The following is a 12,419-nucleotide window of genomic DNA, read 5'->3' on the forward strand; positions in this document are numbered from 1 at the left end:
CGAGCGGATTATCTTCCTCGGCACCCAGGTCGACGACGACATCGCCAATCGCCTTTGCGCGCAGATGCTGCTCCTCGCCGCCGAGGACCCCGAGCGCGATATCTCCCTTTACATCAACTCGCCCGGCGGCTCGGTGACGGCCGGCATGGCGATCTACGACACCATGCAGTTCATCCAGTGCGACGTCGCGACCTACGTGATGGGCATGGCGGCCTCGATGGGGCAGTTCCTGCTCACTGCCGGGACCAAGGGCAAGCGCTTCGCTCTCCCGCACGCGAAGGTCATGATGCACCAGCCGTCCGGCGGCATCGGCGGCACCGCCTCCGATATCGCGATCCTCGCCGAGCAGCTCTCGCTCACGAAGAAGGAGCTCACCGAGCTCAACGCGCACCACACGGGCCAGTCGGTCGAGACCATCCTCGCCGACTCCGACCGCGACAAGTGGTTCAACGCGACGGAGGCCCTCGAGTACGGCTTCGTCGACCACGTCGTCGAGCACGCACCGAAGTCGTCCTAGTCCCGTCCCGGCACACGCGTCACTTCTCACGAATCGGAGCAGCAAAGATATGAACACCCCATTCGCGGGCCAGGACCGGCCCAGCATCATCACCCCCAGCTCGCGCTACGTCCTCCCGGAGTTCTCGGAGAAGACCGCCAACGGCGAGCGGATCATGAACCCGTACGCCAAGCTCTTCGACGAGCGGATCATCTTCCTCGCGACCCAGGTCGACGACGCCTCGGCGTCGGACGTGATGAGCCAGCTCCTCGTCCTCGAGGCGATGGATCCCGACCGCGACATCACGATGTACATCAACTCGCCCGGCGGCTCGCTCACGGCCTGCCTCGCGATCTACGACACGATGCAGTACGTCCGCCCGGACATCACCACTGTGTGCCTCGGCATGGCAGCTTCCGCCGCCGCGGTGCTCCTCGCCGCCGGTTCGCCCGGTAAGCGTGCGGCGCTGCCGAACTCGACGATCCTCATCCACCAGCCGCGCGTCCAGGGTGGCTCGCGCGGGATGGCCTCGGACATCGAGATCGAGGCGGCGGAGATCGAGCGCAAGCGCAACAAGCTCGACGAGATCCTCGCCGGCCACACCGGGCAGAGCAAGGAGCGCGTGCGGGAGGACACCGATCGCGACAAGTACATGACCGCCGACGAGGCGAAGGAGTACGGCCTCGTCGACGTGGTGTTCGACTACCGCAAGGCGAGCTCGAACTAACGGCTCCGGCGGGTGGGATTCGCCTCCGTCCGCCGAACCGGATGGCCCGGCGGCGCGCCGCCCCCAGCGGGTGGGTGCCGTCGGGTCAAATGATTTCACCGTGGTTTAGGCTGCGGCAGGCGAAAGATCTGGTCATCGAAATGGCCGGGGCGTAGTTTTGAGTAAGAAATGCGGGAGGGCGCACCAAAGGTCCGGCCCTCCCGCAAAATCGATAGTGAGGGCACGGAACTTCCATGGCACGCGTTGGAGAGTCGAACGATCTGCTCAAGTGCTCTTTCTGTGGGAAGAGCCAGCGACAGGGAATCAAGAAGCTCATCGCAGGTCCCGGCGTCTACATCTGCGACGAGTGCGTCGAGCTCTGCAACGAGATCATCGAAGAGGAGCTCGGCGAGGCGCAGTCCGAGACCGATCTCGCCGATCTGCCGAAGCCGATGGAGATCCACGACTTCCTCGACGAGTACGTGATCGGACAGGACAGCGCGAAGCGCGCCCTCGCGGTCGCCGTCTACAACCACTACAAGCGCACGCGTCGCGGCGGGGACAAGGGGATCGGCGTCGAGCTCGCCAAGTCGAACATCCTCATGCTCGGCCCCACCGGCTGCGGCAAGACGTACCTCGCGCAGAACCTCGCGAAGATGCTCAACGTGCCGTTCGCCATCGCAGACGCCACGGCGCTCACCGAGGCCGGCTACGTCGGCGAGGACGTCGAGAATATTCTCCTCAAGCTCATCCAGGCCGCCGACTACGACATCAAGAAGGCCGAGCAGGGGATCATCTACATCGACGAGGTCGACAAGATCTCCCGTAAGTCGGAGAACGCATCGATCACCCGCGATGTGTCCGGCGAGGGCGTGCAGCAGGCGCTGCTCAAGATTCTCGAGGGCACGCAGGCCAGTGTCCCGCCGCAGGGCGGCAGGAAGCACCCGCACCAGGAGCTCCTCCAGATCGACACGGCCAACGTGCTCTTTATCGTCGCCGGTGCCTTCCAAGGCCTCGAGAAGATCGTCGCCCAGCGCGTGGGCAAGCGCGGCCTGGGCTTCGGTGCCGAGGTGGCCTCCGTCAAGGCCAATGAGGAGGACAACTTCGACGAGGTGCTCCCCGAGGACCTGGTCAAGTTTGGTCTCATCCCCGAGTTCATCGGCCGCCTCCCGGTCGTGGCCTCGGTCAAGCAGCTCGACCGCGACGCTCTGATCGCCATCCTCTCCGAGCCGAAGAACGCGCTTGTCAAGCAGTACGCTTCGCTCATGGAGATGGACGGGGTCGAGCTCGAGTTCACCCCCGAGTCGCTCGAGGCGATCGCCGATCAGGCGCTCCACCGCGGCACCGGTGCCCGCGGCCTCCGCGCGATCATGGAGGAGGTGCTCGGCCCGGTGATGTACGACATCCCCTCGCGCGACGATGTCGGGAAGGTCGTCGTCACGGGTGAAACCGTGCGGGAGAACGTGCTCCCCACAATCGTCCCGATCTCCGAGATGCCGGAGCCCGAGGAGAAGTCGGCCTAGCGGGCTCGCCGGGGCCGGCTCAGCGCTGGATCGCGGCCCCGGTCTTCTCCTGAATCTCGTCGAAGGACACACCTACGGCGAGGTCGACGAGCCTGAGGCCGTCCTCACCGACCTCGAGCACACCGAGGTCGGTGACGACGAGCGACACGCACCCCCGGCCCGTGAGGGGCAGCGTGTTGCTTTCGAGAATTTTGTGCTGCCCCTTTCGGGTCACGTGCTCCATCATGACGATGACACTCCCGGCGCCGTGGACCAGATCCATAGCGCCTCCCATTCCCTTGACCATGGCTCCGGGGACCATCCAATTGGACAGGTCGCCGGTCTCGCTCACCTGCATCCCGCCGAGTACGGCGACATCGACCGCGGCACCGCGGATCATCGCGAACGAGTCCGAAGAGCCGAAAAACGAGGCACCCGGCAGGACAGTGATGGTCTCCTTGCCCGCATGGATGAGCTCGGGGTCGAGCTCGGCCTCGGTCGGGTAGGGAGGGGCCCACCCCGAGCACGCCGTTCTCCGAGTGCAGCACGACCTCGGTGCCGTCGGGGATGTACTCGGGGATGAGGGTGGGCATGCCGATCCCGAGGTTGACGTACTCGCCCTCGCGGAACTCCTGCGCGACGCGCGGGCATCTGCCTGTGTGTCCAGCTCATTCCCGGGTCCTCCTCTGTTCGATTCCCGTCTCCTGTGGCCCGACGTGGACGACGCGCTATACGCGAATCCCCGGGACATGGACGTCCTCCGAGCCGATCTCGCCGGGCTCGACGAGGTGCTCGACCTGGGCGATGGTGACGACCCCCGCGCCGGCGCAATCGGGATTGAAATTCCGTGCGGTGCCGCGGAAGCTGAGGTTGCCGAGCCGGTCGCCCTTGTGGGCGTGGACCAGCGCGTAGTCGGTACGGATTGCTCGTTCGAGGACGTACGTCTCGCCGTCGAACTCGCGGGTCTCCTTCGGTGGCGACGCCACGGCGATCCCACCTGAGCCGTCGTATCGGATGGGCAGACCGCCTTCTGCCACCTGGGTGCCGACTCCGGCGGGCGTGTAGAAGGCGGGGATACCCGCCCCGCCGGCACGCATGCGCTCGGCGAGGGTCCCCTGCGGAGTGAGCTCGACCGAGAGCTCGCCCGAGAGGTATTGCCGAGCGAACTCCTTGTTCGCGCCGACATAGCTGGCGACGGTTCGGGAAATGCGATGAGCCTCGAGGAGTTTGCCGAGCCCGAAGCCGTCGAGCCCGCAGTTGTTGCTCACGGTCTCCAGGTCGGTGGCGCCTTGATCGAGAAGGGCATCGATGAGGACCGACGGGATCCCCACCAATCCGAACCCGCCCACGGCGAGCGAAGCGCCGTCGGGGATATCGGCGACCGCCTCGGCGGCCGAGCGGGAGATTTTGTTGATCATGTCACACACGATAGGCCCGTTCTGAAGAACAAACACGTGTGCGCTATGCGAACGTTCTAGCCGCGAGGCTTGGTTGACTGGGAGCTGAGTCACACTGTTGGGCCGAATGTGTTTGAATAGTGGTCAGACGTTCGAATGACGCACCGTCCGTATGAAGGGTGGAACGTCGCATAGATCGGAGGCGCGGCTATGAGGCTCGCAAGCTTGTCGTATGAAATGAACGAGGCCGCGGGCTCGAGAGGCGCGGGGGCGGCCACGGTCCTCCTCCTAGGCTCCCTCGGCTCGAACCGGTCGATGTGGACCGAGCAGATCCGTGCCCTCGGTGACTCATACCGAGTGCTCGCGGTCGACCTGCGGGGGCACGGCGGCTCCGAGATCCTCGAGGGCGACTCCAGCGTCGTCGAGCTCGCGGCGGACATCGTCTCGCTTCTCGACAGCCTCGAAATCGAGCGCGTGCACATGGTCGGCCTTTCCCTCGGCGGGGCTGTGGCCCTCGAGATGGGCATTCGGCACGAAGAGAAGCTCGACTCCCTCACCGTGATCTGCACGTCGGCGTCATTCGGGGAGCCGGGTCCCTGGCGCGAGCTGGCCGCGCTCGTGCGAGCCGAGGGCATGCAGGCGGTTGCGCAGGCCGTCGCGGCGAGGTGGATCTCGCCGGCCCTGGCCGACGCCGATCCGGAACTCGTGCGTCGGCTCGAAGAGATCGTGGTCTCTACTCCTGTTGAGGGATATGCATCCGCCTGTGAGGCGCTCGCCGAATACGACGTGCGCACGGAACTCGGTCGGATCCGGGTGCCCGTGCTCGCGATCGCGGGGGCCGAGGATCCCGCGACCCCGCCTGCGGAGCTCGAGGAGATCATCGCCGGCATCGGCCATGGGCGACTCGAGGTCCTCGATCCCGCGGCGCACGTGCCGACTTTCGAGCAGCCCGAGCGGATCTCCGAGCTCATCCGGGGGCACGTCGCGGACAATGCCGAGTCTGCCGGGGCCGGGCGTTGATGGCCGCCGAAGACGCGAAGCAGGGCGGGGACTTCGTCCAGTCCCTCGCGAGGGGGCTCGCGGTGATCCGTGCCTTCGACGCCGCGCGGCCCCGCCAGAGCCTCTCACAGGTCGCCGCCGCGACTGGGCTGTCCCGCTCGACCTCTCGTCGTTTCCTCCTCACGCTCGTCGAGCTGGGGTACGTGGGCTCGGACGGCTCGAGATTCTGGTTGACGCCGAAGGTCCTCGATCTCGGGTACAGCTACCTGTCTTCGATGCCCCTTACAGAAGTCGCGTCCCCTCACCTAGAACGGCTGCGCTCCCGTCTCGGCGAGTCCTCGTCCGTCGCCATTTTCGACGGCTCCGACATCGTCTATGTCGCCCGCGTCCAGGTCCGGCGGATCATGACGGTCGATATCACGATCGGCACCCGATTCCCCGCCTACGCCACGTCGATGGGCAAGGTCCTGCTCTCCGGCCTCCGGGAGGCGGAATTCGAGGACTACCTGCGCATCGAGGCAGAGCGAGAGCCCACTGCTTCCGCGAGGTTCGACGCGGCCGCCGTGCGCCGCGACGTCGCCGCCGCGCGCACGCGCGGCTGGTCGATGACCGATCAGGAACTCGAGCCCGGCCTGCGCTCCCTCGCCGCGCCGATCAAGGACGAGTCCGGGGATGTCGTCGCCGCCGTCAACGTCTCGACGCACGCCATGCGCTACACGCTCGACGAACTCCACGACGATTTCGTTCCCGCGCTCCTCGCGGCCGCGGAAGCGATCCGCAAGGACCTCTCGACCGTGAACCGCTAGCTCGGCGTTCTGCCGCGTCTCGCCGATCCCTCAGGCGAAAGAAAGCCCGACCATGCTCGACGCCGTCATCTGCCACCCGCTCCGGAGCCCCGTGGGCCGGTTCGGAGGAGCCTTCAGGTCCGTCCCTGTAGACTCGCTGGCCTCGACCGTCCTCTCCGCGCTCGTCGAGCGATCCGGAATCGACCCGCACCACATCGACGACGTGATCCTCGGCCAGGGATACCCGAGCGGCGAGGCGCCCGCGCTCGGGCGTATCGCCGCCCTCGATGCCGGGATCGGGGTCGACGTCCCCGGCATGCAGCTCGATCGCCGCTGCGGATCGGGGCTGCAGGCCATCCTCACCGCCGCGGCGCACGTTTCCGCCGGGGCGGTCGATGTGGTCGTGGCCGGCGGGGTGGACTCCATAAGCAACGACGAGTACTACACGAATCCGTCGCCGCGCTAGGGGATCCGCGGAGAGGGAGTGCAGCTCGTCGACCGGCTAGCCCGCGGACGGGTCACCGCCGGTGGCAGGACCACCCGATCCCGGGCGGGATGATCGAGACCGAGGAGAACCTCCGTGAGAAATATTCGATCGGCCGCGAAGAGTAGGACGAACTCGCGGTGCAGTCGCACCGCCGCGCCGTCGCGGCCCAGCGGTCCGGGGCGTTCGCCGAGGAGATCGTGCCCATCGAGGTTCCCGGGCGCAAGGGCGATCCCGTGCTCGTCGGCACCGACGAACATCCGCGCGCAGATGCGAGCCTTGACGCCCTCGCCGCGCTCCGCCCGATTCGCTCGGCGATCGATCCGAAGTCGACCGGCACGGCGGGGAACGCGTCGGGGCAGAACGACGGCGCAGCCATGGCCATCGTCACGACCAGCGCGAAGGTGGAGGAGCTCGGGCTCGAACCGGTCGTGCGCCTCGCCGGCTGGGCGGTCGCGGGCGTTGCGCCGGAGACCATGGGCATCGGCCCGGTCCCGGCCACGGAGAAGGTCCTCACTCGCCTCGGTATCGGCCTGGAGGCCATGGATGTCATCGAGCTCAATGAGGCCTTCGCGGCCCAGACCCTCGCGGTCCTCCGCGAATGGGGCATGGACCCGGCCGCGGACAATCTCAATCCCAACGGCTCCGGCATTTCTCTCGGCCATCCGATCGGCGCCACCGGTGCGCGGATCCTGACGACGTTGTGCGGCGAGATGCAGCGCCGGGACGCTCGATGGGGCCTGGAGACCATGTGCATCGGCGGAGGGCAGGGGCTCGCCGCAGTCTTCGAGCGGCTCTAGCGGCTCTCAGCCGGTTCTCTAGCGGTGGTGGTGGCGGCGCTCCTGGCCGCCCCACGCGCTCACGGCCGGAGGAACTCCACCACCGCGGCGTTGTACTCGTCGGCGCACTCGATATTGCACAGGTGCGCTCCGTCCTCGATGCGAAGGAACCGGGCGCCGGGGATACCCGCGGCGAGGGGACGCACGACGTCAGGCGGCGTGGACCCGTCGTCGTCGGCGGAGACGACGAGCGTCGGCGCGGCGATTTCGCCGAGGCGTTCTCGCGAGTCGAAGCCCGCTAGCGCCTCGCAGCAGCGCGCGTAGCCCGTGGGGTCGGTCCTCTCGAAGTTCCTCCGGATATTGGCGATGACGTCGGGATTCGCGGCTGCCCACGGCTCGGTGAACCACTTCGACAACACCCCGTCGACCAGCGAGGAGACGCCATCGGCGCGCACCTTTTCTGCGCGCTCGGCCCAGGCTTCAGGCGTGCCGAACTTCGGCGCGGTCGAGGTGAGGACTAGGCGCTCGACTCGCTCGGGGGCATCGAGGGCAATCTGCTGGGCGATCGCCCCGCCGATTGAGAGCCCGACGAAGTGGGCGGAGGAGATCCCGTCGAGATCGAGGGCACGGAGCACGTCCTTGGCGAGGTCGGACATGCTCGCGGGCTCGTCGATGACCTGGGAATCGCCGTGACCGCGCAGATCGACCGCGTAGACGGGCCCGATGGTGCACAGGGCCGCGATCTGCTCGATCCACATCGTGCGAGTGGAGCCGAGCGAGCCGATGAGGACGATCGGCAGGTCCGGAATGCCATCGGGGATCGACTTCGTCGGAAAGGCGTCGAGCGCGAGAATCGCAGTGGACATGGCACCAAGGTACCTGTGGGGGACCCTCAGAGCTGCGGAAGCCTTCGAGCGACGAGTGCTCATACCGCGAGTCCTACGAGCACGCCCCAGAACGCCGAGCCGATACCGATGAGGGAATGGCCGGCGACCGTCACGAGGAAGCAGACGAGTGGGCCGGTCCATGCCGGCTTGGAGAAGGCGGTGGAGAACGCGCCGCCGAGCGGGGTCAGCATCGCGATTCCCGCGAGGGCCGCGAAGAACTCTGCATGGGCCCTGAGGATGAAGCCGACGAAGGCAGGGGAGAAGATCCCGACGACGATCGCCCCGCATCCGGTGACGATCGCCGCGGCCCAGCGGCGATCCGCTGGCTTTCCCTGGACGATGAGCGCGTTCGTCGGCCCAGTGAGGCAGCTCGACACCGCGCCGACGGGCGCGACGATGAGCGACCAGACACCCGAGAGGATCGCGCTCGCGGTGACGGGCGGGAGATGCCCCTCCGCGTGGACCACGGCGACGCCCTGCCCGTTCTGGATGACGAGGACGGTGACGGTGAGCGGCAGCACGAGCTCGCCGATCGCGCGCAGTGAGAACTCGGGCGTGTGGAATACCGGCGTCGCGATGATGCCGAGCGCGGGGTCCCCGGCGTTCCACTGTCCGGTCTGGATGACGGCGATGAAGCCCACGACCATGGCGGCGAGGACAGGAGGAAACTTGGAACCCAGCCGGGGGGAGCGCGATGAGCACGCCGAACGCGACCACCATCGGGATGGCGATGACGGGCGCGCTCCAGAGGTAGTCGACGAGGCCGAGGCCGAAGCTGAGGAACATTCCGGCGACCATGGCCATGACGATGGGCAACGGCACGATCTCCATGAACCACGTCGCCAGCCTCGTGACGCCCAAGACGACGATGAGCACCCCTGTGAAGAGATAGGCACCGACCACTTCGGACATGCTCAGCTCGCCCAGGGCATCGCCGACGATGACCGTTCCGGGGATCGTCCAGAAAAACGCCAGAGGGGTGCGATAGACCCAGCTCGCCACGACCGTGAGGATCCCGTTGCACAGGAAGACGCCGAGGATCCACGAGGAGATCTCCGCGCCCGAGAGCCCGCCCTGGTTGCCGGCGGCCGTGATGAGCGCGACGGGCCCGGTGGCCGAGAACAGGAGGGCGATGAGCCCGTCGGCGAGTTGCCTCGGCCCCAGTGCGCTCGCGAAATCGCGCGGGCGGGGCCGCTCGTGCCTGGGGGTCTCGGGGAAGTGCAGGGAGACTGTCAACGGTGATCCTCCGTCTTCCGTTCCGGCTGATGGGGTGTTCTCGGCGTAGACCGCCGCGAGCTCCCCGCGTCCGCGGATTCCGAGCTTCGCGTACACGCGGGTGAGGTGGTACTGGATGGTCTTGATGCTGAGGTACAGCTCGTCGGCGACTTCCGCGTTGCTGTTCCCTGCCGCGACCGGCGCGGCGACAGCCTTTTCCTGCGGGGTGAGGTCCTGGCGCGGCCCTCGCTCGACGTTGACCCCGCCTGCCCTGCGCTCTCGATCGCAGCGGCGGACATACACCGTGGCGCCGAACTGTTCGTAGAGGTCGCGGGCGAGGCCGAGAGAACAATCGGCCTCCTTGCGGCGCCCGGCCCACCTGCACCTCAAGGTCACCGCGTCCGGCAAGCGCCTCATCACCACGCAGCTCTACTTCAATGGAGGCGAGTACGTCGACGACGACGTCGTCGGCGCCGAGAAGCCCGAGCTCATCCTCGACCCGCTGCCCGGCGCCGATGGAGTCGACGTCGTGAACTACGACTTCGTCTCCGATCCCGAGAGCGAAGGCCGCTTCGTCGCCTGATCCGCGCATCGAGCCCGTTGCCGTCGTGACCCCGTCACGGCGGCGTCGGGCTCTTCGCGTCCGTGTGGGCGACGCCGGCCATACGGACGAGCCCCAGAACGCCAGAAAGAAGGACCACAGACAGTGTCCGAGAACACGACAGCGTCCGAGAACAACGCGGAATCCCTACGCGCACCCGAAAGTCCTCGGCCCGGCGAAGGCTCACCCAAGGTCGCCGCCGTGTGCACGACGATCCTCGATGTGCCGCTCATCCGGCCCCACCGATTCGCTACGACCACCGCCACGGCCCAGCCCATACTCCTCGTCGAGGTGACCACGGACGACGGGATCACCGGCTACGGCGAAGGCGTCGTCCCCGGGGGCCGTGGTGGGTGGGCGAGTCGGTGGAGACGATGAAGGCGCTGGTCGACAAGTACCTCGCGCCCGTCGTCGTCGGACGACCCCTCGACACGATTCCGCGTCTCGTAGAAGACTTCGACAAGTTCGTCGCCTTCGGACGCTTCGCCAAAGCGGGCCTCGAAATCGCGATGTTCGACGCCTACGCGCGCAGCCTCGGAGTGCCCGTGCACGCACTCCTCGGCGGCAAGGCCCGCGACTCCATCGACTGCGTGCAGTCGCCACACGAAGCGCTCGAGGTGGTGCGCCGCGAGGCCGCCGGGGTCGTCGCCATCAAGACGACCAAGCTCGGGGGGCTGCGGAGCAGGGAGACCGTGGCCGTCGCGCGCGCAGCGGGCATCGCGTGCCACGCCGCGACGTCGCTCGAGGGGCCGATCGGCACGGCCGCCTCGTTACGCCTCGCGTGCGCCGGCCCGGGCTTCACCTACGGTTCCGAGCTGTTCGGACCGTTGCTGCTCAAGCACGAACTGCTGGCCGAGCCGATCGTCTATGACGACGGGCGCGTGCACCTCCCGGAGGGGCCGGGGCTCGGTGTCGAGCTCGATACCGATACCATCGCGGCATTCGCCCGCGCGGACTGAGGCCGCCGGCGCGCTGCGACGAGATCGATCAGCAAGAAAAACGCACCGATAGACCACATAAAAGGAGGCCCCCATGGCCTTGTTCCACGTACGAATGAACGTCAATATCCCCGCCGACCTCGACCCGGCGCTGCGCGAGGAGACGGTGGCGCGCGAGAAGGCGTACTCGCAGAAGGTCCAGCGGGAAGGGAAGTTGCTCGAGATCTGGCGGATCGCGGGGAAGTACTCCAACATCTCGATCTTCGAGGTCGACTCCGCGGACGAGCTCAACGAGATCCTCTTCGCCCTGCCGCTGTTCCCTTATATGGACATCGAAGTCACGGCGCTCGCCCGGCACAGTTCCGACATCAAGTGAACGGGGCGTGGGGAGCGCGGGGAAATAGCGGCGTGCGCCGTCAGACGCGACTTCTGGCACGAGCCGCGGGACCACTAGACTCGGGCTGGTGAGCAACGAGCAGCACTCCGCAGAAAATCCCGAGCAGGCACTGCCCAAGGCCTGGAACCCCGCCGAGCACGAGGCGGCGCTCTACGAAGGCTGGGTGGAGGCCGGGTATTTCGAGGCCGATCCCGCGAGCGAGAAGCCGCGCTTCTCCATCGTGCTGCCGCCGCCGAACGTCACGGGCTCGCTGCACATGGGCCACGCACTCGACCACACGCTCATGGACGCGCTCTCGCGCCGGAAGCGGATGCAGGGCTTCGACGTGCTGTGGCTGCCCGGCATGGACCACGCGGGTATCGCCACGCAATCGCTCGTGGAGAAGAAGCTCAATGAGTCCGGCACCTCTCGGCACGACATCGGCCGCGAGGCGTTCATCGAGAAGGTGTGGGAATGGAAGGCCGAGTCGGGCGGCACCATCGGCGGGCAGATGCGCCGCCTTGGTGACGGCGTCGACTGGTCGCGCGAGCGGTTCACGCTCGACGACGGCCTCTCGCGCGCCGTGCAGACCATCTTCAAATCCATGTACGAGCAGGGGCTCATCTACCGCGCCGAGCGGCTGGTCAACTGGTCGCCGGTACTCGGTACGGCGATCTCCGACATCGAGGTCAAGTACGAGGACGTCGAGGGCGAGCTCGTGACGTTCCGCTACGGCGCGCTCGACGGCTCCGGTCCCCATATCGACGTGGCCACGACCCGGCTCGAGACCATGCTCGGCGACACGGCCATCGCCGTGTCGCCGGGGGACGAGCGCTACGCGCACCTCGTGGGGCAGCGCCTGCCGCACCCGCTGCGCGAGGACTGGGATGTGCTCGTCGTCGCCGACGAATACGTCGATCCGGAGTTCGGTTCGGGCGCCGTGAAGATCACGCCCGCGCACGATCCCAACGACTTCGAGGTCGCGCGCCGCCACGACCTGCCGATGCCCACGATCATGGATGCCTCGGCGCACATCGCCGGCACGGGCACCGAGTTCGACGGGCTGGACCGCTACGAGGCACGCGCCGCGATCAACCGTGCGCTCGCCGCGCAGGGGCGGATCATCGCCGAGAAGCGCCCGTACGTGCACTCGGTGGGCCATTCCGAGCGCTCGGGCGAGGCCATCGAGCCGCGCCTGTCGATGCAGTGGTGGGTGCGCGTCTCCGAGCTCGCGAAGATGGCGGGCGACGCAGT

10 protein-coding genes and 5 pseudogenes are annotated in these 12,419 nt (G+C 67.4%); 10 read left to right on the plus strand and 5 right to left on the minus strand.

The window, feature by feature from the left end:
- The 3 genes from V7E05_RS11830 to clpX form a co-directional block, all read left to right on the plus strand.
- Positions 1-517: ATP-dependent Clp protease proteolytic subunit (locus V7E05_RS11830; RefSeq protein ID WP_333619854.1), on the plus strand; the 517-nt coding region annotated here is incomplete at its 5' end.
- 49 nt (positions 518-566) lie between these two features.
- Positions 567-1,223 (plus strand): ATP-dependent Clp protease proteolytic subunit, encoded by a 657-nt coding sequence (locus V7E05_RS11835; RefSeq protein ID WP_333619855.1) that lies wholly within the window; start codon positions 567-569, stop codon positions 1,221-1,223.
- A 233-nt stretch (positions 1,224-1,456) separates the two neighbouring features.
- On the plus strand, positions 1,457-2,725 hold the full coding sequence (gene clpX / locus V7E05_RS11840) for an ATP-dependent Clp protease ATP-binding subunit ClpX (RefSeq protein ID WP_333619856.1): 1,269 nt from the start codon (positions 1,457-1,459) through the stop codon (positions 2,723-2,725).
- 19 nt (positions 2,726-2,744) lie between these two features.
- On the opposite strand, the pseudogene V7E05_RS11845 reads toward clpX, so the two are convergent.
- Positions 2,745-3,376, minus strand: a pseudogene (locus V7E05_RS11845) (3-oxoacid CoA-transferase subunit B).
- Between the two features lie 56 nt (positions 3,377-3,432).
- On the minus strand, positions 3,433-4,122 hold the full coding sequence (locus tag V7E05_RS11850) for a CoA transferase subunit A (RefSeq protein WP_333619857.1): 690 nt from the start codon (positions 4,120-4,122) through the stop codon (positions 3,433-3,435).
- Positions 4,123-4,311: 189 nt separating this feature from the next.
- Here V7E05_RS11850 and V7E05_RS11855 point away from each other — a divergent pair, with 189 nt between their 5' ends.
- The 3 genes and pseudogenes from V7E05_RS11855 to V7E05_RS11865 all read left to right on the plus strand — a co-directional run bounded on the left by V7E05_RS11855 (position 4,312) and on the right by V7E05_RS11865 (position 7,169).
- Positions 4,312-5,121 carry an alpha/beta fold hydrolase gene (locus V7E05_RS11855; protein ID WP_333619858.1) on the plus strand — a complete coding sequence of 270 codons (810 nt, stop codon included), beginning with the start codon at positions 4,312-4,314 and terminating at the stop codon, positions 5,119-5,121.
- Complete coding sequence (locus tag V7E05_RS11860) at positions 5,121-5,906, plus strand: IclR family transcriptional regulator domain-containing protein (protein WP_333619859.1); 786 nt, start codon at positions 5,121-5,123, stop codon at positions 5,904-5,906. Before V7E05_RS11855 ends, V7E05_RS11860 begins: the two co-directional genes overlap by 1 nt.
- A gap of 52 nt (positions 5,907-5,958) precedes the next feature.
- Positions 5,959-7,169 (plus strand): annotated as a pseudogene (locus tag V7E05_RS11865) (acetyl-CoA C-acetyltransferase).
- A gap of 59 nt (positions 7,170-7,228) precedes the next feature.
- Here the strand turns inward: V7E05_RS11865 and pcaD are convergent.
- From pcaD to V7E05_RS14340, 3 genes and pseudogenes are all read right to left on the minus strand, one after another.
- On the minus strand, positions 7,229-8,014 hold the full coding sequence (pcaD, locus tag V7E05_RS11870; RefSeq protein ID WP_333619860.1) for a 3-oxoadipate enol-lactonase: 786 nt from the start codon (positions 8,012-8,014) through the stop codon (positions 7,229-7,231).
- Positions 8,015-8,073: 59 nt separating this feature from the next.
- Positions 8,074-9,271: pseudogene (locus V7E05_RS14335) on the minus strand (benzoate/H(+) symporter BenE family transporter).
- Between the two features lie 63 nt (positions 9,272-9,334).
- Positions 9,335-9,667, minus strand: a pseudogene (locus tag V7E05_RS14340) (helix-turn-helix domain-containing protein); the annotation flags it as partial.
- Here V7E05_RS14340 and V7E05_RS11880 point away from each other — a divergent pair.
- The 4 genes and pseudogenes from V7E05_RS11880 to V7E05_RS11895 form a co-directional block, all read left to right on the plus strand.
- On the plus strand, positions 9,612-9,833 hold the full coding sequence (locus V7E05_RS11880; RefSeq protein WP_442891670.1) for a dioxygenase family protein: 222 nt from the start codon (positions 9,612-9,614) through the stop codon (positions 9,831-9,833). The pseudogene V7E05_RS14340 and the gene V7E05_RS11880 sit on opposite strands and share 56 nt — an antisense overlap.
- A gap of 219 nt (positions 9,834-10,052) precedes the next feature.
- Positions 10,053-10,810, plus strand: a pseudogene (locus tag V7E05_RS11885) (enolase C-terminal domain-like protein).
- Positions 10,811-10,883: 73 nt separating this feature from the next.
- On the plus strand, positions 10,884-11,165 hold the full coding sequence (catC, locus tag V7E05_RS11890; RefSeq protein ID WP_333619862.1) for a muconolactone Delta-isomerase: 282 nt from the start codon (positions 10,884-10,886) through the stop codon (positions 11,163-11,165).
- 88 nt (positions 11,166-11,253) lie between these two features.
- On the plus strand, positions 11,254-12,419 hold a 1,166-nt coding region (locus V7E05_RS11895; protein ID WP_333619863.1), incomplete at its 3' end, for a class I tRNA ligase family protein.

The organism is Dietzia sp. (assembly GCF_036741115.1).
In the GTDB taxonomy this organism is placed as follows: Bacteria; Actinomycetota; Actinomycetes; order Mycobacteriales; family Mycobacteriaceae; genus Dietzia.